The following is a 22,454-nucleotide window of genomic DNA, read 5'->3' as shown; positions in this document are numbered from 1 at the left end:
CCGCTAAAACATGATCTGTCCGGTAAAAAATGCTAGGTTAGCGCCATTTTGAAATAACGAGAACTGGACATGTCAAAAACTATAAACTCTCACAACACCCATGAGGGTGGTAATAATGGGTTGTTTAACCGATTTTTAGCCACTGTTGAATTTTTGGGTAATATGCTCCCCCACCCTATCACTTTATTTGCAATGTTCTGCGTTGCCATTATAGTTTTTAGCGGCATTGCCGATTGGTATGGTTTAAGTGCTATCGACCCACGCCCTGAAGGCGCTGCAGGTCGAGACCCTGATGGGGTTATTGAAGTTGTCAGCCTGCTCAGTGCCGAAGGCCTGCAGCGTATCGTTACTGGCCTTGTTACGAACTTCACCAGCTTTGCACCACTTGGTACAGTACTGGTTGCTTTATTAGGTGTGAGTGTTGCAGAGCAGTCAGGTTTACTCTCTGCTGCTATGCGCGGCATGGTAATGGGCGCATCAAAGCGTTTAGTTACTTTTATGGTGGTGTTTGCTGCGATTTTATCAAATACGGCATCAGAACTTGGCTACGTCGTACTAATTCCATTAGCAGCCATGATATTCCACAGCCTTGGTCGTCACCCACTTGCGGGCCTTGCTGCGGCATTTGCAGGTGTTTCAGGTGGTTACAGTGCCAACCTATTGCTAGGCACCATTGACCCTCTTCTTGCTGGTATTACTACACCTGCAGCACAAATGATTGATCCAAATTACCAAGTTGGCGCTGAAGCAAACTGGTATTTCATGATGATCTCAGTATTTTTAATTGCTATTTTAGGCACTTTCGTTACTGAAAAAATCGTCGAGCCACGCCTTGGTAAGTACAACCCTGATGAAGCAAGTAATGATTTGCCAAAAAATGACATTGCAGGTTTAACCGATAAAGAAGAGTCAGGCCTTAAGTGGGCGGGTGTTTCACTGTTAGTGGTTTCATTATTACTTGCATGGACAATTGTTCCTGAAGACGGCATTTTGCGTAATCCAGAAACAGGCCTTGTTGCACACTCGCCATTTTTAAAAGGCATTGTGGTCTTTATCTTTGTGACTTTCGGTATTCCGGGTTTTGTTTACGGCCGCGTTGTTGGCACCATGAAAAACGATAAAGATGTCATCGATGCCATGAGTAAAAGCATGAGCTCGATGGGGATGTATATTGTGCTGGTTTTCTTTGCAGCACAGTTCGTTGCCTTCTTTAAATGGACCAACCTAGGTACAATTTTAGCTATTAACGGCGCCGCTCTGTTACAAGCATTAAACCTAACTGGCCCAGAAGTATTTGTGCTCTTCATTTTAATGTGTGCTTTAGTAAACTTAAGCTTAGGCTCTTCATCTGCACAGTGGGCTGTAACGGCACCAATCTTCGTACCAATGTTAATGCTCATCGGCTATGCACCAGAAACTATTCAAGCGGCGTACCGAATTGGTGACTCGGTAACTAACCTTATCACCCCAATGATGAGTTACTTTGGCTTGATACTGGCTGTTGCGACTAAGTATAAGAAAGACATGGGTATTGGTACATTGGTTGCGACCATGCTTCCATACAGCATGATCTTCTTTGTTGGTTGGGTTGCATTATTCTACTTATGGGTATTTGTTCTGGGCTTCCCAGTTGGCCCTGAATCACCGATTTACTATCAGCCTTAATCTTTTTCTTAAAGATGTAAAAAAGCCAAGCTAATGCTTGGCTTTTTTGTACCTGAGATTGTTGAAAGCTAACTTTACGACTATTATTAAAACATTAATTTTTATTGTTATTTTATATGAAAAAGCTATTTAAGCTGTGGTTTCTATTGCACGCATTAAGTGTATTTAATTTATATGCCAATCCAACAAAGCAACTTGAAACCGCATTTGCAACGTCGTTGGTTTTAACGGATGGGGACAGTATTACCTTAGGTATGGGTGATTTTGACCCACAAACACTGTTTGACCCACAACATAGCAGTAAAGATGAAGACAGTATCGCGCTTAGAAAAAAACTCAGACTCTACAGTATTCCTTATACTTGGCAGCTTGATGAGCCAATTTATCAACACAAACTAAGTTTGACCAGCAGGGTAAGCTATTTGAATCAATCAGATTTCATTTCGCTATTTGATAATGTGGCTGACGACTATATTTCAGAAACTGTATATAACGGCATGATCGGTTTTAATGCCGAAAAAGCACTTGGCTCTAAATGGTCATATCAATTTGGCTTTAATACTCACTACTTACATTACAATAATGACTATGAGTATAACTCTCCCGAGTCTAGGCGTAACTTTAAGCCATTAGCTGAAAATCTTTACACCAACCTCAACAGTAATGCGCTGGTGTTAAACCCAAATGCGACCATGATCTATCGCTTACCTAGGCATTGGGGCTATTACGAGTACAAACTTAACTTCAATTACTACTATGGATGGGCACTCTCTCACCCTGATGGGATAAGTAATGCAGCACCTGAAACATGGCGCACACTTAATGGTATTAAAGCTAAATTTAACATGTTCAAAATCGGGGTTTTTGAGCAAGCTTTTTACATTAAAGGCCAGCGAATCGATTTAGGCGGCGATAGTCGCGTAGCATTTGGGACCGATCACTTTTATGAATATGGTATCGGCTTATTATGGGACAGTAGAAAGTGGACGTCATGGTTTGACAACTTTGGCATTGGTATCAACATTCACAACGGTAGTAGCCTCGATGGCGCTGCTATAGTCTTGTACTTTAACGAAATTTAATACTATTTTTTAAAGACAAAAATTTTAAACAGACTATATTCTTAGACATAGCTAAAATTCATGGAAGATTTATATGAAACATCACCTCGCAATCGCTTGTTCATTACTTGCCTTAACGGCTTGCGATAACCCCCCTGAACAAACAGTTAAAACCCTACCTCTGCAAGTGAGTGCTGCAGATACCATTTATTATGGTGGTGATATTCTTACAATGACTGGCGACAAACCCGAGTATGCACAGGCAATCGCTACCCAAGGTGACAAAATCATCTTTGTGGGTGATAAAACTAAAGCACTTGAGCATAAGTTTGGCAAAACAAAGCTGATTGATTTGCAAGGCAAAACCTTAATGCCTGGCTTTGTTGATGGCCATAGCCATGTCTATGGTGTTGGTTTGCAAGCCATGGTAGCCAATGTATTACCTAGCCCAGATGGAGATGCCAATAGTGTTGAGCAAATCGTTAATATTCTTACCGCCGCACAAAATAACCCTGACTACACCACATTTATTGAAAAAACGGGTGCTATTTTAGGCTTTGGTTACGATGATGCTGAGCTTGATAGATACCCGACTAAAATGGACTTAGACCGCGTTAGCACCGAAAAGCCAGTGATCATCATTCATACTTCGGGGCACTTAAGTGTTGCAAACAGTAAAGCTTTAGCCATGGCCGGCATCGACGAAAACACAGACAATCTTGACGGTGGGCTAATTCGTCGTATGGCCAACTCACAAGAACCCAATGGGGTGCTCGAAGAAAACGCGCACTTTGGTTTACTGTTTAAGCTCATGCAGTCGTTTGATCCTGACTTACAAGATTTAATGCTGCAAGAAGGGCAAAAACTCTACACAAAATACGGCTACACCACAGCACAAGAAGGCCGAGCAACTCAAGAAGCCTATGATTCGATGGTAAGAGCATCCAAAGCCGATAAGTTCGTCATTGATGTGGTTGCCTATGCCGATATGGCCACCAGCAGCAGTTTTATGGATTCAAGCTATAACAGTAAAAACTACACAAATCATTTTCGTATTGGTGGTGTAAAACTTAACTTTGATGGCTCACCACAAGGGAAAACCGCTTGGTTATCTCACCCATACTTAAAAGCACCTGAAGGCCAAGAACAAGGCTATGCAGGCTACCCTACTTTTAATGATGAACAAGCCTATCAGTATATTGAAACTGCCTTTGCCAATGACTGGCAAGTGATGACTCATGCAAATGGTGATGCCGCTATTGAGCAGTTCTTAAATGCCGTTGAAAATGCCAATGACAAGCTTGGTAAAAAAGACCGCCGCCCTGTACTCATTCATGGTCAAACTATTCGTCAAGATCAGGTAAACCGTCTCAAAGAATTAGGCATATTTCCATCGCTCTTCCCAATGCATACTTTTTATTGGGGCGACTGGCATGTAAATTCGGTACTTGGTCATCCCCGCGCCGATTTTATTTCACCCACCCATGCGGTTCGCAAACAAGGATTAATGTTTAGCACCCATCATGATGCACCTGTAGCTCTGCCCAATGCACTGCGTGTATTAGATGCAACGGTTAACCGTACGACCCGTACAGATCAAGTATTAGGCCCAGATCAACGCGTTTCTGTGTATACTGCACTACAAGCAATGACGACATGGCCTGCGTATCAACACTTTGAAGAAAGCTCAAAAGGGCAATTAAAACAAGGGATGCAAGCAGATTTAATTATCCTTGATAACAATCCGTTGAAAATAAAGCCTGCAGAGCTACATAATTTACAAGTGCTAGAAACCATTAGCCGTGGTGAAACCGTCTACAGCAAAAATTAAACACTTTTCAAGGAGTAACATGAATAAGTTTATACAATTAGCCTGTGTTGCGCTGCTGTCATTTTCAGCATTAGCAGCACAAACAGCTGCCACAAAACTGGATATTTTGAATCTTAAAGCCCAATCTGAGCATGTGCTAACTTCAGGCCAGCCAAGTCAAACCGATTTTGCCAAGCTAAAACAACTTGGTGTTGAGAACATTATCAACCTTCGTGGTGATAACGAAACGAATTGGTCTGAGCAAGAGTTAGTCACTGAGCTTGGTATGAACTATTACCATATTCCTGTGCAATCTAAGGCTGATATTACCATTGAAAATGCTACGAAACTTCAGGCTTTGCTCAATGAGCACCAACAGCAAACCACCTTACTTCACTGTGCGAGCAGCAACCGTGTTGGCGCTCTCGTTGCGCTATATAATGCTGTAACCTTGAAAAAACCAGTTGATGAAGCTGTCGAAATTGGTAAGCAATGGGGCTTAAAAAGTCTTGAAGGCGTGGTAAGAAGTAAAGTAAACGAAGAAGTTGGTCAGCTATAAGCTGACCAACATGCTGCTTTATATTGCCTTTTTCTGACTTTCTTGTTGTTTCTTAGCTTCAACTTGCTGAAACATCGAATCAACGAGCTCAATGATTTTTTCGTTCGCATCAATAAACTTATCTAAACCACCTCCCGTGCGATAGCTTGCCTGAGCAATTGTTTCAGTTTGGTCAACATTAGTGACCCAAATATTGGCATATGCCATATAAAGGGCTAAATCCCAACGCCAGTTAGCAACATAAAACGCAACAGCATCACAACCATCTGTGTTAGCAGTTGAGATGTCTGTTTGATACGCTTGATGTTTCATAACATAGTTGGCTGGGATCACACGCGTTTTCACGTTATGTTTTGCAAAGCCTGATTGTAGTGATGTTACAACACCTTCTTTTACCGCTTGATGCTCTGCAATACACACGGTTTTTGGTTTTTCCGCTTCAAAGCGACTTACATCTTGTTTCGCTGCACAACCCGCAAGTACAGTAGCTGCAACTGCAACAGCTGATATTTTTGCAATATTCATTATGATTTTCCTTTTTTATAATTTTTAAAGCTGCCATGCATAGCTTAGCTTAGTGAAGAAGGTACGCTGATCTCGCTCAAGACTCTTCAACGAATCATCTTGATACCCTTTATCAGAATACCCTAAATAAAACAGTGTCTGCGAGTTAATCTTGTACGAATACACTAACTGACTGCCATAATCACGGTTAGTTTGGCTTACATCAAATCGATAAGCTTCGTTGTTTCGATCGACATCTTCAAACTGCAAAACGAGTTTCAGCATTGAACGCATATTAAATTTATAATAAACGCGTAGATCCGTTAAGTTAGCAGTATAAACACGCTCATTTTGCTCGTTATCTAGGTAGCTGTAGCTGTGCTCTAGTTGCACCTGCCAATGATCGTTTATATCCCATGTCACCTCAGGTTCAATGCGAACCATAGTACCTAAAGCTGCATTACTGTAATCAACTTTACTGCCATATTGAGCATACAATAAAAAGCTAATGTCACGAATGGGTCTAAAACCGCCGTAGATATAACCTATGTTTTGATTAAAAAACTCGCCAGCATAAAACTCATTACGATGGATAAAGCCAATTTCTGTTTGCGACTGCATCTTACCTTTAAAGGTAAAAAAGCCATCGTATTCTTCTTCGAGTAGGTCGCCATTTTGCGCCCATGTTTTATCCCACTCAACATTGTAGCTGTACTCTGTGATTGCATCATCAGCATCGCGATACCATGTTTGCCCACCACCTAATTGTACTTGCTCGTAATCAACTTTAGCTTGGTAACCTAAGTCTGAGCGGTATTCTTTACCTATATTTTCGTAATTAGCATAAACTTCGTAATCACGCTTAGTTCTAGTAAATTCAATAGCATAAGCTTGATCTGATTGATTTTTATCAATGCCATAATAATCAACTAAAAATTCTGAGTTAGTGGTATCTGTGCTTGCTACTTGATACTGCAAACTATCTGATTGATTAAACCAGTAACTACCATCTAAAGATAACACCGTATTATGATAATCATCATTTTCACGGTGCGTGCTCATCACACCAATTGTGCCTTTTTGGCCAATATCAAACTGATAACGCCCCGCTACTGCTTGCGTTTTATCTGCCAGATTAGCAAAGCCCGAACCTTGATTTGTCGGAAGTAAGACACTGGTATTCTGATCGTCAGCGTACATAAAGCCATAGCTGTGCGCGCCAGTTTTACCTGTTAATTTTAAACCCACATCAGGTTCAGCAATCATTCGCGTGTATAAAAGCTCTAGTTGGCTGGTATCAAAATAAGACGCACCATCTAAAAAGAATGGGCGCTTTTCAGCATAATAAATTGAGTAAGTGGTATTTACGTCAAGCTCAAGTGAATCAGCCTCGACCTGCGAAAAGTCAGGGTTAATGGTGGCATTAATAACCGCATCTTGCGTCACCCCCCAACGTAAGTCCAAGCCCGCTTCAGTATCAATATCACCATTTTGCCAATCACCCGGCACTTTATCTTTGGTATCATGGCGAAGCGCAGTTAAAGTTGGCGTAAGCTGAATGTTTTGGCTTTCTGTCATGTTGGCAAAGCCTGTGAGTTTATCAAACTGGCAAAAGCTACATTTTACATCTCGGTCAAAACCAACATTCGACATTTGATAATACACATCACGCGGATAATTTCGCCAAACTGCAAAACTCCACGTTAACTCTGTTTGATCTTTTGGAAAGCGAAGTGCAGTGAACGGAATACGCATTTCAACCACATAGCCATCGTCAGTTATTTGCCCTGCACTATCCCAAATGGCATCCCATGATGGATCTTCAACCCAATCATCAATATCAGTCATGCGCATATCGCCTTGCGCACCAAGAGGGTTTACATAAAACTCATAGCCGGTTCGTTCATCATTGAAGGTATCAATCATCAAGGCAACATTGTCGTCTTGCCAAAGCGTATCACGATCTCGAAGGGCGGCACGAATTTGAGAAGGGTCATTATCTTTTGCAATAAAACCAACATACAAGTATTTACCATCTTCATACATGTAGGCATCGGTTTGTACGAGCGGCGTGCCTTTTTCGGTTGGCTCATTCTGATATTTTAATGGTACTTTTGTGGCGTATTGCCAATGCGACTCATCCATCACACCATCAACGCTAATAGACTCTTTAATATGGGCAAGGGAGAACTCTGCTTTATCAAATGCATTGGCAGAAAAAGGCATACAGGCAACACTAAGTAAAAAAGTAGGGGCGACTATTTTATTTATTATTCTTTTTAAGTACTGCATAAACATCCATTTAGACACTGACGCGCTAGAAACGCTACTTGACTGATTTCAAAGCGATTGTAATTCAGTAAGGTACATTTGTTAATCTAATTTTCAGTTTTGTGTCATAAAATTTAACAAAATACTCCATTTGTACTAATAAAAGAGCCAAAAAAGCCCCATTGCCAAACAGCAATGGGGCTTTTTTATACGTTTGTTATCGAAATCTATTACTTTTTAAGGCTTAATTTATTGCCTTTCAAAGATTTGCGAACATTTGCGATTCGTGAACGGTTCTTTGCACGCGCTTCACCCGTTGCCTGACCCGAAGCCTTATTTGTACGGCTACGACGTAAATGCGACGGCTTTTTACCAATTTTATCAATCAGTACTTCACGGCTGCTTACTTCGTAACCTGGTAAAACAACACGCTTGATGCGCTGTCCGATTAGCTTTTCGATATCGAATAAAGTGTTTTCTTCTTCACGGCTGACAAACGAAATTGCTTGACCCGGCTTACCAGCACGACCTGTACGGCCGATACGATGCACGTAGTCTTCTGCAAGCCAAGGTAGATCGATGTTGATCACACGTGGCAACCCTTCAATATCAATACCACGAGCAGCTACTTCAGTTGCGACCAGCACGCGAACTTTACCTTCTTTAAACTCGCGTAAAGCGCGGCGGCGGTTACCTTGGGTTTTATCACCATGACAAACAACAGCAGGAATACCATCAAGGTTAAGCTCTTTTACAAGCTCATCGGCAGTTTCTTTCATGTTTACGAAAACAAGTACCTGCTGCCAGTTTTTCTTACCAATCAATTCAGATAAAAGCTCTTGCTTACGGCGTTCTTCAACTGGATAAACAACATGTTGCACTGTTTCTGCAGTACTGTTGGTTTGATCAACACGAATAATTTCAGGCTGCTTTAGTACTTTACTCGCAAATTGTTTAATTGCCGCCGGGAAAGTGGCAGAGAACAACAAGATTTGACGCGCTTCATCACAACCATTAATAACAGTTTGCATATCGCTGATAAAGCCCATGTCTAGCATACGGTCAGCTTCATCAAGCACTAAATGCTTAACATTAGCTAAGCTGATGTTACCTAAACGCAGATGATCAAGTAAGCGCCCTGGTGTTGCAACCACGATATCGACACCTGCTTTCAAATCGTTAGCTTGACCCGCTAGATTAATACCACCAAACAAGCACACTGTTTTGAGTTCAGTGTATTTTGCAAACGCTTTAAAATTATTAGCGATTTGTTCAGCTAACTCGCGAGTAGGTGCAAGCACTAATGCACTTGGAGCATTATTTTCACTAACCGCTGATTCTGATAATTTTTGGATAAGTGGTAAAGCAAATGCAGCGGTTTTACCCGTGCCTGTTTGCGCACTAACAAGTACGTCTTTGCCTTTTCTTACCGCAGGAATTGCACTACGTTGAACGGGAGTAAGCGTTTCGAAATTAAGCTCTTCTAATGCCTGTAAAAGCTCAGAAGAAAAACTAAATGATTTAAAATTCATGCTGTATAACCTGCGGCCATCATATCAAGGGTCGCAAATTATACAGAAAAAAAATGACTTTAGTTAGTTATAACTTAACTAAAGTGCCTTTTAATGCCACGCCAGCAACAAATGTGCCCGCACCACATTGATATTCTGTTTGGCTAACAAACTCACGCTTCTTGTAATACGACTGAATATTTACAACTGCATTCATGCCTTCACGAATAGCACGCTCTTGTAATGCTTTTAAAGCACTAAGCATTACCCACTCACACGCTTCTCGGTCAGTTTTATTAAATGCGTTGGTTTTCTTGTTGGTGATCACTTCACCATAATTGGTTTTAATGCTGTTATGACTTTGATCAGCAAAATACAGTGGAATATCTAACAGCGCTTGTTTCGCTTTGCTAGTTTCAAGTAGTGCTTGTACAGGTAGCGTTTGTATATCATCACGGGCAAAACTGTTTGTTGAACACAAACAAGCCGCTAAAACACATACAAGGGTCAATAACTTCATTTAAAAATTCCTTCTATAAAACTTCCATGCAACACCAAAACCAACCGAAACATTATAATCTTGCTTCACGAGTGGGCTTGCTTCTTGTTGACTGTTAGCAAGGTGATGATATTTAACAAAACCACCTAACCAATACTTTGGTGTGTCAAAATGTACCCCAATTGATACATCAGCGCCAGAAAAACCTGAACGACTTGAGTATGCTTGGCGAGTTTCATTGCTATGTAAGTCACTCACTCCATAGTAGTAATCAAGGTATTTATCGCTAGCAAAGTTGATATTGCCACGAAACGCTAATGAAAATTGTGAATCCGCCTTTTCGATGATCGGCACTCGATAATACACACTTGGCCCATAACGCCAGCCAATATCATCAATACCTGAGAAATCTGTCGCAATGGCTTTGCGTGCAAACAGGCTTAAATACAAATGCTGTTTAGCGTTTGGTTCACCTATTAGGTAGTAATTAAGTGAAGGCCCTAATTCAAACACCCAATCTAGATCATCCATACCTTCTCGGGCTTTGTTGTCCTCACTGTCTACTGCAAGACCTACGTTGGCAGATAAATCTAAATGGAGATTTTCTTGTTGCCACAAAAAGCCAGTGAAGTTATTACGGTCGATGGCCATTTTATCGCTTTGATAACGAAAATAAGGCACAGGCAATAGGTATTGCTCACTTTCATCTGAACCTAAATAATGGGGGATATCTGCATAAAAAAGGCCTGCACCGAACTCCATTTTTGCAGTGCCCTTTTCTACACTGTCTTCTGCAGCATAAGCATTAAAAGTTAGAATAAATAAAATACTTATGATGCAGCGCTTGATCATGCTTGCCACTTTTTAAAAATTAACGAGGTATTGATGCCACCAAACGCAAAGTTATTACTCATAATGTAATCTGTTTGCATTTCACGGCCATTGCCCTTGATATAATCTAAATCAGCACACTCAGGATCGACATCTGTTAAATTGATAGTAGGTGCAAACCAACCATCATTCATCATATTGATACTTGCCCATGCCTCAATGGCGCCACATGCTCCTAAGGTATGACCTAAATAACTCTTTAATGAGCTAATAGGTTTCTTACCAAGGGCATTGAAAGTCGCCAGAGACTCCGCAATGTCACCCCGATCTGTTGACGTACCATGAGCATTCACATAGCCAATTTGGTCGGCAGTAAGCTGTGCATCATTAAGTGCCATTTCGATAGCCACTTGCATAGTTTCTGCGGTAGGTTGCGTCACATGTTGACCATCTGAGTTGCAACCAAAACCGACGAGCTCCGCATAAATGGTCGCGCCACGGGCAAGGGCATGCTCATACTCTTCTAAAATGAGTGTGCCTGCACCTTCACCAATAACCAGACCATCACGATTTTGATCAAATGGTCGTGGCGTACTTTTCGCATCATCATTTTTTGTGCTGGTCGCATACAAGGTGTCAAATACCGCAGCTTCTGTGATGCATAACTCTTCTGCGCCACCAGCCACCATGGCTTTTTGGCGACCATACTTAATCGCTTCATAAGCATAACCAATACCTTGCGAGCCTGATGTGCACGCAGAGCTGGTAGTGATCACCCGACCTTTTAAGCCAAAAAAGACACCCACATTCACAGGCGCTGTATGCGCCATCATCTGGATGTAACTGGTGGCCGTTACGCCTGTCATTTCACCGGTTTCCATCATTTTTGCAAAAGCCAATAATGGTGGCGTTGACCCCGTAGATGAGCCAAAAGCAATGCCTGTAGAGCCGTCGGTTAGACTTGAGTGCTCTAATAGCCCGGCTTCTTCTAAAGCAAGCTCTGTAGTACGGGTCGACATCATAGCAACACGCCCCATTGAGCGAACTTGTTTACGCTTATAGTGGCTTGGTTTAGTAAAATGAGTAACAGGTGCTGCTAGTCGAGTATTTAGTTCTGGCGCCACATCCCAGTCAGTCATGTACTGAACGGCATTTTCACCTTTTTGCAAAGCGGTTTTAAATTCACCCCAGGTATCACCTAATGCAGTAATGGCAGACATGCCTGTAACAACAACGCGCTTCATTACACCATACCGCCATTCACAGAAATAACTTGGCGGGTGATATACGCGGCGTCATCTGAACATAAAAACGACACAGTACCCGCGACTTCACTAACTGACCCCATACGTTTTAATGGGATCATTTTTAGCATTTCATCAACCGGTAAATCTTCTGTCATTTCGGTTTCGATTAATCCTGGAGCTACGCAGTTAACGGTGATCTTACGTTTTGCAAGCTCAAGCGAAAGCGCTTTGGTCGCACCAATAATGCCCGCTTTAGCGGCACTGTAGTTAACTTGCCCGCGATTACCGGCAATCCCTGACACTGACGCCATAGTGACAATACGGCCACCTTTACGACCTTGCACCATTGGCATCACCGTTGGATGAACCACATTATAAAAACCGTCAAGGCCAGTACGGATCACTTTATCCCAATCATCACCTTGCATCGCTGGGAACGCCATATCATTCGTGATACCGGCATTACAGATCACCCCATAATACGCACCGTGCTCGGCAATATCAGCTTCAATTTGTTGCTTTGCAAGCTCTCTATCGCAAACATCAAATTGCAATAAGCTAGCGTGACGACCAAGCGCACTGATTTCTTCACAGGTTTGCTCTGCTTCAGCCACACCACTGCGACAATGAACAGCAATATCAAAGCCATCGTTAGCTAATCTAAGTGCGATTGCTTTGCCAATACCACGGCTTGAGCCGGTGACTAAAATACGTTTTGTCATTGATTTTCTCTTATAAACTGCATTGGGTCTTGTGGTTGAAACACATTAATTTTTGCTTCTGCTAAGCATGTTTCATCGCTATGTATTTGACACTCAAATACACTTAACCCTGATTCTTCTTGATATAATTTTGTCACCGAGACTTTAAGCGTTTGCTCGTTTTTAAATACCGGTGCATAGGTTTTATATTTTCGCGTACCAATTAAAAAACCGATTTGTACTTCATTTCCTTTGTCTTTTGCCAGCGCACCAGCATACGCTGCGATAGTTTGCGCCATATATTCACAGCCAATATAACTGGCAACGCCATTTAAGCTCTCGTCATAAAACGGGCTGTGTGAACTAATATCCACTTCACAGCAACCTGACTCTTCGCTGTAATTGGATAGGCGATTGAGCAATATCATTGGTTCGTTATGAGGGACTACTTGCTCAATTTTATAGTGATTCATTTAGATGTCCTAGTACTACACTGACATTATTGCCACCAAAGGCAAACGAATTTGATAAACAAGTGTTAATTTCTGCCGTTTCTGGTTGTGTTATTAAACCAATTTCAGCCAATGATTCGTCTTTTGCAACCTGATTGCATACTAATTGATTAAACTCTGGGTAAGCCAAATAGAGCCAACATAATCCAACTTCTAAAGCACCTGCAGCGCCTAAGGTGTGGCCGGTCAAATGTTTAGAAGAACTGACCTTAGTATCTTTGCCAGAGATTCCATGGCATCATTTTGCGGTGTGGCTGTTCCATGGGCATTAATGTAGTCGATATCTGAAGGCGTTAAATTCGCGTCTTGCAACGCCGTTGTCATAGCAGCAATAGCGCCAGAACCGTCTGCAATCGGTGCTGAAATATGGTGGGCGTCGGAGCTTTCACCACCACCTAAAAAGGCAATACTTTGTTTTGTATGCTGCTCTTTACTCATAACAAATAACGCTGCGGCTTCACCAATATTGATGCCTGCTCTGTCGCCACTAAACGGCTTACAAATTTCATCGCTGATAGACGATAACGAATCAAAGCCATTAATAGTGAGTTGGCACAAGCTATCTACCCCACCACAAATTACCACATCGGCTAAATCGGCATTGAGTAAGGCGCGCGCACTAATAAGCGCCTTGGCACTTGAACTACACGCAGTTGAAATGCTGTAACTTGGCCCCTTCGCAGCGAGTTTTTTGGCAATATAATTGGCAGGTGCGACGAGCGCTTGGTCGTAATAATCAAATTCCTCTGGCCACTTTCCCTCAGCTGCATGGGCAATTCGGCCTCTTTCACCTTCTTGAATTGCAGCAGTACTGGTACCAATCACCACAGCAATACGGCTACTCGGAATGTCTATGTTTGCTAATGTGTCAGCAAGTTGCGCCAGCGCTAAATCGATTAGCTGATAAAATCGCATTGATGCTGTTAATGGCAGTTCATTAACCAAACCCACAAAGGTTGGGCGCTGCTCAAATGCAAGCGACGTCACCTCTGTGAGTGTTTGTTTAGGTTGTAAGCTGATACTTTGCATTGTTTGTTGATGACCAACCCCCAATGCACTAACAATACCTAAGTCGTTAAGCCAAAATGGCATAATCAATTAACCCTTTGAAATTTAATTTTGTAATCCCGCTGAAAGTTTACAAGTTCTGTTGCACCGTCTAAATAGCGAATTTCACTAATTAACTGTTCACCTTGATATAAACGCCGTGTCGAGCCTTGTTCAACCAAGTTCAAACCATAAAGTTGCGAGTTCAGCACAGTAACCGGCCAGTGTACTAGCATGATATCAGCAAGAATATAGCGAGGATCAACCGCGTTGATAGGGAGCATTTTTTCGCTTTTAATCGGCCCTAGTGGCGCTTTTTCTAACTGAAAGATTGGCATACCTTGAGCCGTCATAACAGCCAAGTTAATACCCGTTTCACTGTTTAAACTCAACTGCGCTAGTAATGTATGCTGCTCATCGCCATGGTGTACTTCAAGTACTTGCTGCCAATTATCGGCAACTAATGATGGCGGTGGATCAAGCAAATAAATCCCTGCATTTGGCGCTAAATCAACGCCCGTTTTTACTGCAAATTCACTGGCACAACTCGCCACTAATATGCTCAAAGATAAGAGCAAAGAGCGTGTTAGTCGCGACATAATTCAACCAACGTATTTAAGCGTTTGTTGCTTTGTTTTACAAATGGGTTTTGTAAGTCCCATGCATAACCCGCAAGAATAGCACTGATCATCTCGCGCACTTGTTGGTTTTTCTCACTGTAAAAAATCACGTCTTGAAAAGAGCCATCATACCAAGCACTGACGTAGGTTCTAAAGCAATTAACCCCTTGTTGCAAAGGCTCACTGTAATCGTTTTTGAAATCAACTTGCTCACCACGTAAGTAGCTATCAACTAAAGGAGCGACCAATAAGGCTGATTTTAATGCAATCGTCACCCCAGATGAAAATACCGGATCTAAAAACTCACCAGCATTACCAAGTAGTGCAAAATGCTCACCATACAAGCTCGACACATTAGCCGAATAGCCTTTGATAGCACGCGCTTCACCAATAGCTTCTCGATTGGCTAATAACTCACTTAAATAGCTATCTTGTTCGATAAATTCATTTAAACCAGCGAGTGGTTGTTTATCATTAAGCTGCTCTGGTTTACCAACAACACCAATGCTTGCCGTACCATCACTAAATGGGATCAGCCAATACCAAATATCTTTATGCTCTGGATGAACATTAATTAAGATTTTTTCACGGTCAAACTGGGTATCGCTAATATTATCTTTAAAATGGCTGAAAAAAGCCCAACGTACAGGGAAATTTGATGCTGACTCTAAATCAAGTAAGCGAGGTAATACCCTGCCAAAACCACTAGCATCAAGTACAAAACGTCCTTTAATTTGATAGCCTTGCTGGTTTTCATCCGTAACATCAAGTAAAGCGCCATCCTCACAATCGGTGAACGCTAACACGCTATGTTGGTAACGTATTTCAGCCCCTTGCTGCATGGCACCATCGGCTAAGCATTTATCAAAGTCAGCGCGTTTTACCTGAAAAGTCGTGCCAGGGCCTTCGCTAAATTTCTCGGTAAAATCGATTGTGGTGTGGTCGCCACGACGCTGAAACGCCGCACCATTTTTAAACTGAAACCCAAGTGATTGTGCCTGTGCTTGCACCGCTTGCTCAAGGCCTGCTTCTGCTAAAAAGCTCATGCACTGGGGTAATAAACTTTCACCAATCGAAAAACGAGGAAAGGTTTGCTGCTCTAACACCACCACATGCCAACCTTTTTTCACCAGTAAACTGGCAGCCACGGCACCTGAAGGGCCAGCACCAATAATAACAACATCAGCCTGTTGAACTTGATTATTCACCTATTATTTTTCCTTATTTTTAGGTAATGCAATACTGAGCGGCGCCAGGATATAGATACAAACTAGCCCCACTAATACCGTTAATCCGAAACTGAAAATGGCCGGTGTTTTCGAAACGGCCAACATGCCAAATACCCACATCGATGATGCCGCTGACAAACTAATTGCGAGTACATTGCTCGAGCTTAAATTATTAACCTGATAAAACACCAAGTAATCGATTGCCAACGCTAATATCAATAAACAGCCTAACAAATTAAAAATCGATAACTGAGATTGCAGCGCACTGCATAGTAGCAGTACAGCTGCACTTGTTAGTACAAGTACTAACGTTTGTTTACACGCCGTTTTAAAACCAAATTTAACGCTAAAGAGTAGTAACGCAAAGGTCATCGCAATGGCCAGTGTCACCAGTAACGAATTTGAGTAATGACTTAAACCTTCGCTTATCATCGCGACTTTATCGTAAACAATTAAATCTGGGTCAGCGTTGGCTAAATCCATCAGCTCGGATTTATTTACACCGGTTACCATAAACCAGCTTGCGGTTAGTGTATTGTTTGAGATCACTTGGTTAGCGATTAACGGCGCTAACGGTGAATTAAGTGCCGCGTTTAAATCAAGCATTGATGTTGAAAGCTCAACAGGCGTCCCTGTCATTTGGCTAACTACACTCATAGCTTGCTGGGCTGAATGCAACTGCTCATAGTTTTGCTGTTGTAATTGTTTACTAGGCACTAAGTCACTAAGCATCACAGCAGTGCCATTAAGGCCGCGAATAGTTGCTTTTAATGCTTCTTGTTCTACTAATAACTGCTGCGCATTATCGGCAAATAAAATCATGATTTGGCCATTATCCTTACCTAATAAAGACATATGCAAAGCTTCGTTTTCCATTAAATCAGCAGGACTTGCATTTAACAGCTTTACATCATCATTAATCACAGGGGGTTTTAGTAAAGCAAAGGCACTTAATAGCAATAACATCAGCATACTGAGTGCGACGCGGTAATGCGTTAATCGTTTTAAATAACCACTTAACATGTTTGCTAACTGATGCGCAGCAGTGTTAATGGTTAAACCTGTTTGCCAATAAGGCAATAAAATACGTGTGCAAAGCCAAGCTGTAACTAGCCCTGCAACAACAAATACTCCCACTTGACTAAGTAACTGCACCGGTGAGAAAAACAAACTTGCGTAACCGAGTGTGGTGGTTAGTAACGACAACAACAGTGCCAGTTTAAGCCCTTGACTAAAACCTTGCGGCTGCTCGGTTAAATCAAGCATGCCATGAAATGCATAATCAATGGCAATACCAATCAGTGTCACGGCAAACACCATGGTTAATACATGCACTTGGCTAAAAATACTGATCAGCGCAATGGTGCCGCCAATAGCGGCGCTTATCACGGTTACAGAGGCCAGCCACAATGCATTTATCGAGCGAAACACCCACACCACCATCACAATAAGTGCCAGCAAGCTCACCGAACCAAACAAGGTCATTTCAAATTTGGCTTGCTGCGCATTTGCTGCGGTATGAAATAAAGCACCGGCATAGCGAATGTGTGTATCGGGATAGCGGCTTTCAAGCTCAGCGATATAGGCAACAATCTCATTGCTTAGAGCTATTGATTGATTTATTGAAAAGGCATTGCCAGCACTTTGCACGAATAACATTAAATACTCATCACCTTGATAGCTAATGTTAATTCGGCCATCTTGCAGCTCAAATTGCTGCATGTGCGCCATTGCCTCAGATAAGAACCCCGCAGTGGCAAGCGTAGGGTCTTGGTTGATAGTACTTGAAACAAAAGGATCTGCGACTTTACTCAACTGACTAAAGTAATACTGTTGAAAGCGATTAGCATCGCCAATCGCTTGCTTATATTCCTCGGAAACTAAATGCCCTGCGTACTTACCGTAAAATGCTGCCAACTGGGAGATTTCAGGTAACTTAAAACGAGGCTCAATGTGTTTACTCGCCAGCCACTGATGTAAATCATCATAAGCTTTTACTGCATTCTTACCACGAAAAGAAAAGCTCAACTGCTGTTTATTAGCTGAAAAAAAGTGTTCTTCGACTTGCTGTAAACGCGGTTCTGACTTTGGCAACAAAGCCAAAATATCATTATTCAACGTAGGCTGTTTTAGAATAAAAACAACCACTAAGGCGCTAACTAATAGGCTCAGCCAAGCAAGCGTTAGGCCCCATGCTTTCACTGTTTTTGCTCTTTATGAGGATAAGCAAAGCGTAATACAGTAAAGTTCCCATTTGCTTCTTGAAGACGCACACGGCTCACTTGCTCTGCTGCTACACATAATTCGAACTGACTAAATAGCTGCTTTAGCAAGTCATCTTTAGGCAATAAAGTCTGACAACCGGGCTCTGCATGCTCTGTCATCGTAAATTGCTCAGCAAGTGCCACTTCATCATGCTTTAAAATCGCTTGCAATAAATTAACGTAAGGCTCAGCGCCTTTTTGTAGCTGCGGCTCACCTTGATCGTTAAGGGTATATACTTGCCCTTGCTTGATTAATAGCGTGCTTTTAACCGGAGATTCAACCTGCCAAGTGAGGCCATCTTCAGCAAGTTCAAACGAACCTGTTGATATAAAAGGCTTACTAAACCCTTTAAAATGCTTTTCTTGGCTAAATGTGCCTTGCTCTGTCACCGCGCTTGATGCAAACACAGGGAAAAGAGCTAGCACACTCAGTAACAACACGCTTAATCGCATTAAATCACCTTTTGAAGTTTTTCATGTAGCACAGGCGGCGAAACAAACTGCATTTCTTTTTTCTCTATATCAACCGCAACTTGGATAGTCGTTGCTTTGGTTAACTTTTTACCTGTAGCGCAATCAGTGATTACGTAATCAATACGTAATCGTGTTTCATATTCTTTTAAGTAGGCATCAACGCGGATTTTTTGTGTAAACAATGCAGAGCCGACGTACTTAATATGCATATCAATAACCGGCCATGCATAGCCAGACTCTTGCATTTGCACATAGTCATAATCAAACAAACGCAGTAATTCGCAGCGCGCGACTTCTAAATAGCGCGGATAATTACCATGCCATACCACATTCATTGGATCGCAATCATGAAAAGGAATTTCAATCTCAACATGAGTACTCAACAACGAGCCACGACTATGCATATAAACTCCAACGTTTTGTTTGAATAGCGTCTACCGTAAAGCGAAGAACAGCCTCTAGAGGACGGTCTTCATCAAGCAGCGGGAAAAACTCGCTAATGTCTTGATACATACTTTGTACATCACTAGTTAAACTAGCAAATTCAAGCTCACCGCTATTAATACGTAAACGTAGACCTTGAATACTCGCAAGCAAGGTACTTGCAACCACTTGTTCGGTTAGCTGTAAGATACGCAAACAATCTCGTGCAGCGATGGTTCCCATGCTCACTTTATCTTGGTTGTGACACTCGGTTGAACGAGAAAACACACTTGCTGGCATGGTCAGTTTTAATGCTTCGGCCGTGTATGCACTGGCGCCAATTTGGACCGCTTTAAAACCATGGTTAATGTAACGACGTTCATCATTACTCGCCGATAGATTAGAAGGTAAACCATTGTTATAGCGCGTATCAACTAAGGATGCGATTTGTCTGTCTGCTAAGTCGGCTAAATTAGCAACAGCAGTTTTCATGCTATCCATTACCATTGCAATATGACCGCCATAGAAGTGACCACCATGCAGTACGTGTTCACCTTCACCATCGATGATTGGATTATCATTTGCCGAATTTAGTTCATTTTCAATCATTTGCCTAAACCACGGCAAACTATCTTGCAGCACACCAATTACATGTGGAGCACAGCGAATTGAATACCTATCTTGTAAGCGGTCTGCATTACGGGGGTGTTCTACATGGTTTAAGTCTCCACGGATCCATGCAGCTACTTGCTGCTGCCCTGGATGTGGTTTCACTGAAAACAAAATATCATCAAAGTGATGACTGTTACCTTTTAATGCAAGGCTTGCAAGGGCTGTTATACGGCTGGTCAATTTAACTAGATAATCAGCTCTATCATAAGCAAGGCATGCCAAAGCTGTCATCACAGCAGTGCCATTCATGACTGCCAGCCCTTCTTTTGGGCGTAGCTTTAATGGCTGTAAGCCAAGTTCTTGCATCACCTCTAGACTGTTTTTAATTTCGCCTTTGTAATACACATCACGCTCGCCAACCATAGCACCAGCTACATATGAAAGTGGCGTTAAATCACCACTGGCTCCTACAGACCCTTCTTGTGGGATCACCGGTACGATATTGTGATTTAAAAAGTCACGTAATAAATTTAACATCTCCCAGCTAACACCAGAATACCCTTGTGAAAGCGAGGTCAAACGAGTCGCTAAAATAGCGCGCCCTTGGACTTGATTAAACACATCACCAAGGCCACAACCATGAAAACGAGTAAGATGCAGTGGTAACTCATTGACTAAATCAAGTGGCACTTTTACGGTTACTGAGTCGCCATAACCTGTGGTAACGCCATATATCACGCCATCGTCTTCAAGCAACTTATCTAAAAAGGCCACGGCGCTGTCTATTTTATTAGCAAATTGACGGTCTGATGTTAACGCAACAGCACCTTGCTCTAATGCAATATGAACAATATCTTCGATTGATAAACGCTGTTGGCCAAAAACGGTAGTCGAGTGCTCTGACACCTTAGTTCTCCTTGTTTTGACTACGAGACACTTGCTCGTCATTTTGCCAAAAATCATAAAAATTAAACCATTGATACGGATAGGCCGCAGCATAAAAACTGAGCCTTTGCGCATAATCGCTAACAATTTGTTGTAATGTTTGTTGCCTCGTTTTACGTGGTAAAACGAGCTTGTCGGCGTATTTTTCAAAAATCACGCGGTAACATGTTTCGCCATTTGGCTTTTTATCTTTTAAACAAAACAGATGAAACACCGGGCAATCTAATAGCGCAGCTAAAATAAATGGCCCTTGTGAAAAAGGGGCTGGCTTACCTAAAAAGTCAGCTTCAATAACTCTTCCTGCAGTGGTAGTACTGGTTCTGTCACCGACAATCACCACAATTTCACCCTGCTCAACTTTCTCTTTGAGCATAATTGCCATATCTGGGCCAAGATCGGTTACTTGAATAAGGTTTACCGCAACATCCGGATTAATACTTTTCAGTAATTTATTAAATTCAACAGCATGATGAGTAAACACCAATACATTAATCGTTTTACTGTTTCGGTGTTGGCTAAGAGCTCTACATACCTCTAAGTTACCAAGGTGTGAGCCAATAAAAATAGCCCCTTGCTGTTGCTCATCGAGTTGTTTGAAAAGCGCTTCGTTGGTGTAAAGAATATTATGTTGCTGAATTCGTCCAAGCCAGGCATCTATTTTGTCAAAAGCGCTGTCTGCAAAGAAGCGAAAATGACGAAAGCTATCGCGCCAAGTAACTGCTTTACTATTGCCATTCACCTTACGCGCTTGGGTTAAGAATGCATGTGACGCTTGGCGGGCAGTTTTGCCAGTTAAAAACAAATAAAACACCACTGGAAACAAAACCAACCACAAGCCTTTTCGACCAAATACGCGATAGCACACGAGCAATATTTGCATGCCTAAGCGATTGCCACGTTCTTGCATTTTTGACCAATGTTTTACAGCCATTAGCCTGCCACCTTACGCCAAAGCAGCTTAGGTGAGCGTAGCAACATGCCAAAGAATAAGCGCGTGTGCAGCCAAGAAATACCTACATTATCGTGTAAGGCTCGAAAATGAGATACGCCATTTTCAGGGTAAATGACCTGGGTTGGCAAAAACGTGACCTTAACACCTTGCCAATAAAGCCTGACTAAAATTTCAATATCAAAGTCCATGCGCTTGCCAAGCGTTTGCTTAGCCATTAATTGCTCAACGGCTGCTAAGGGATAAACCCGAAAACCACACATTGAATCAACAATATCAAAGCTGAGTGTTTCTACCCAAACCCAAAAATGGGTGATGTAACGACTCAAATAACGATGCTTTGGCACGGAGCTATCATAAATAGGACAACCACTGATCACCTTGTTAGGTGATGCATTACTTAGTTCAATCAACTTACTAATATCGGATAACGAATGCTGACCGTCGGCATCAACCTGAATGGCATGGCTAAACCCTTGCTTGTAGGCAGCCATCAAGCCAGTTTGAACTGCACCACCCTTACCTTGATTTTGAACGTGGCTTATCAAGGTTAAAAAATCGTACTGTGCGTCAAGCTCTGCAAATACTTGCTTGGCATCTGCGTCACTGCCATCATCAACCATGATTATCGGCAGCTTTAACTCTTTTAGCTCATCGAGTACACCCGCAATAGCATGGGTGTGATTGTAATTAGGAATAACAATACAAAACTGGTTCATG

22 protein-coding genes are annotated in these 22,454 nt (G+C 42.0%); 4 read left to right on the top strand and 18 right to left on the bottom strand.

Translation table 11 applies throughout. The annotated features are described in order from the left end of the window. The first annotated feature begins 69 nt into the window (after positions 1-69). From J8Z28_RS20320 to J8Z28_RS20305, 4 genes are all read left to right on the top strand, one after another. Complete coding sequence (locus J8Z28_RS20320; RefSeq protein WP_250660466.1) at positions 70-1,665, top strand: AbgT family transporter; 1,596 nt, start codon at positions 70-72, stop codon at positions 1,663-1,665. 116 nt (positions 1,666-1,781) lie between these two features. Beyond that, on the top strand, positions 1,782-2,747 hold the full coding sequence (locus J8Z28_RS20315) for a Solitary outer membrane autotransporter beta-barrel domain (protein WP_250660465.1): 966 nt from the start codon (positions 1,782-1,784) through the stop codon (positions 2,745-2,747). A 73-nt stretch (positions 2,748-2,820) separates the two neighbouring features. After that, positions 2,821-4,557: an amidohydrolase gene (locus J8Z28_RS20310; RefSeq protein WP_250660464.1), complete on the top strand. Its 1,737-nt coding sequence runs from the start codon at positions 2,821-2,823 to the stop codon at positions 4,555-4,557. A 19-nt stretch (positions 4,558-4,576) separates the two neighbouring features. After that, the gene (locus J8Z28_RS20305; RefSeq protein WP_250660463.1) at positions 4,577-5,095 is read left to right on the top strand and encodes a protein tyrosine phosphatase family protein; all 519 of its coding nucleotides are present in this window, start codon (positions 4,577-4,579) and stop codon (positions 5,093-5,095) included. 18 nt (positions 5,096-5,113) lie between these two features. Here J8Z28_RS20305 and J8Z28_RS20300 read toward each other — a convergent pair whose 3' ends face one another. From J8Z28_RS20300 to J8Z28_RS20215, 18 genes are all read right to left on the bottom strand, one after another. After that, positions 5,114-5,620 carry an Sbal_3080 family lipoprotein gene (locus tag J8Z28_RS20300; protein WP_062565707.1) on the bottom strand — a complete coding sequence of 169 codons (507 nt, stop codon included), beginning with the start codon at positions 5,618-5,620 and terminating at the stop codon, positions 5,114-5,116. A 24-nt stretch (positions 5,621-5,644) separates the two neighbouring features. Next, positions 5,645-7,891 carry a carbohydrate binding family 9 domain-containing protein gene (locus J8Z28_RS20295; RefSeq protein ID WP_250660462.1) on the bottom strand — a complete coding sequence of 749 codons (2,247 nt, stop codon included), beginning with the start codon at positions 7,889-7,891 and terminating at the stop codon, positions 5,645-5,647. 209 nt (positions 7,892-8,100) lie between these two features. Further along, entirely contained in the window at positions 8,101-9,402 is a 1,302-nt protein-coding gene (locus tag J8Z28_RS20290; protein WP_062565709.1) for a DEAD/DEAH box helicase, read from the bottom strand. Between the two features lie 67 nt (positions 9,403-9,469). Then, positions 9,470-9,901, bottom strand: coding sequence for an excinuclease ABC subunit A (locus J8Z28_RS20285; RefSeq protein WP_250660461.1), 432 nt, complete (start codon positions 9,899-9,901; stop codon positions 9,470-9,472). Continuing rightward, positions 9,902-10,732: a MipA/OmpV family protein gene (locus tag J8Z28_RS20280; RefSeq protein ID WP_130167640.1), complete on the bottom strand. Its 831-nt coding sequence runs from the start codon at positions 10,730-10,732 to the stop codon at positions 9,902-9,904. It lies immediately after the preceding gene. Beyond that, on the bottom strand, positions 10,729-11,955 hold the full coding sequence (locus J8Z28_RS20275; RefSeq protein WP_063527236.1) for a beta-ketoacyl-ACP synthase: 1,227 nt from the start codon (positions 11,953-11,955) through the stop codon (positions 10,729-10,731). The genes J8Z28_RS20280 and J8Z28_RS20275 overlap by 4 nt, the downstream gene beginning before the upstream one ends. Continuing rightward, a complete protein-coding gene (fabG, locus tag J8Z28_RS20270) occupies positions 11,955-12,680 on the bottom strand; it encodes a 3-oxoacyl-ACP reductase FabG (protein WP_063527235.1) in 726 nt (241 codons plus the stop codon). The genes J8Z28_RS20275 and fabG overlap by 1 nt, the downstream gene beginning before the upstream one ends. After that, positions 12,677-13,132, bottom strand: a complete 456-nt coding sequence (locus tag J8Z28_RS20265; protein WP_250660460.1) for a hotdog family protein — start codon at positions 13,130-13,132, stop codon at positions 12,677-12,679. Before J8Z28_RS20265 ends, fabG begins: the two co-directional genes overlap by 4 nt. Continuing rightward, positions 13,119-13,361: a hypothetical protein gene (locus J8Z28_RS20260; protein WP_250660459.1), complete on the bottom strand. Its 243-nt coding sequence runs from the start codon at positions 13,359-13,361 to the stop codon at positions 13,119-13,121. Before J8Z28_RS20260 ends, J8Z28_RS20265 begins: the two co-directional genes overlap by 14 nt. Beyond that, a complete protein-coding gene (locus J8Z28_RS20255) occupies positions 13,358-14,263 on the bottom strand; it encodes a beta-ketoacyl synthase N-terminal-like domain-containing protein (protein ID WP_250660458.1) in 906 nt (301 codons plus the stop codon). Before J8Z28_RS20255 ends, J8Z28_RS20260 begins: the two co-directional genes overlap by 4 nt. 2 nt (positions 14,264-14,265) lie before the next feature. Next, on the bottom strand, positions 14,266-14,817 hold the full coding sequence (locus J8Z28_RS20250; protein ID WP_063527232.1) for a DUF3261 domain-containing protein: 552 nt from the start codon (positions 14,815-14,817) through the stop codon (positions 14,266-14,268). Continuing rightward, positions 14,805-16,046 carry an NAD(P)/FAD-dependent oxidoreductase gene (locus J8Z28_RS20245; RefSeq protein WP_250660457.1) on the bottom strand — a complete coding sequence of 414 codons (1,242 nt, stop codon included), beginning with the start codon at positions 16,044-16,046 and terminating at the stop codon, positions 14,805-14,807. The genes J8Z28_RS20250 and J8Z28_RS20245 overlap by 13 nt, the downstream gene beginning before the upstream one ends. 3 nt (positions 16,047-16,049) lie before the next feature. Beyond that, the gene (locus J8Z28_RS20240; protein ID WP_250660456.1) at positions 16,050-18,269 is read right to left on the bottom strand and encodes an MMPL family transporter; all 2,220 of its coding nucleotides are present in this window, start codon (positions 18,267-18,269) and stop codon (positions 16,050-16,052) included. Beyond that, positions 18,266-18,784 (bottom strand): outer membrane lipoprotein carrier protein LolA, encoded by a 519-nt coding sequence (locus J8Z28_RS20235; RefSeq protein ID WP_250660455.1) that lies wholly within the window; start codon positions 18,782-18,784, stop codon positions 18,266-18,268. Before J8Z28_RS20235 ends, J8Z28_RS20240 begins: the two co-directional genes overlap by 4 nt. After that, on the bottom strand, positions 18,784-19,209 hold the full coding sequence (locus tag J8Z28_RS20230) for an acyl-CoA thioesterase (protein WP_250660454.1): 426 nt from the start codon (positions 19,207-19,209) through the stop codon (positions 18,784-18,786). The genes J8Z28_RS20235 and J8Z28_RS20230 overlap by 1 nt, the downstream gene beginning before the upstream one ends. Next, entirely contained in the window at positions 19,202-20,746 is a 1,545-nt protein-coding gene (locus tag J8Z28_RS20225) for an HAL/PAL/TAL family ammonia-lyase (RefSeq protein WP_208855492.1), read from the bottom strand. Before J8Z28_RS20225 ends, J8Z28_RS20230 begins: the two co-directional genes overlap by 8 nt. Before the next feature lies 1 nt (position 20,747). Beyond that, the gene (locus J8Z28_RS20220) at positions 20,748-21,716 is read right to left on the bottom strand and encodes a lysophospholipid acyltransferase family protein (RefSeq protein ID WP_250660453.1); all 969 of its coding nucleotides are present in this window, start codon (positions 21,714-21,716) and stop codon (positions 20,748-20,750) included. Beyond that, entirely contained in the window at positions 21,716-22,453 is a 738-nt protein-coding gene (locus J8Z28_RS20215) for a glycosyltransferase family 2 protein (RefSeq protein WP_250660452.1), read from the bottom strand. The genes J8Z28_RS20220 and J8Z28_RS20215 overlap by 1 nt, the downstream gene beginning before the upstream one ends. Position 22,454 lies beyond the last annotated feature (1 nt).

The organism is Pseudoalteromonas sp. SCSIO 43088 (assembly GCF_023650795.1).
In the GTDB taxonomy this organism is placed as follows: Bacteria; Pseudomonadota; Gammaproteobacteria; order Enterobacterales; family Alteromonadaceae; genus Pseudoalteromonas; species Pseudoalteromonas shioyasakiensis.
Note: the sequence above shows the minus strand (reverse complement) of the source record. Positions and strands in the feature narration are given on the sequence as shown.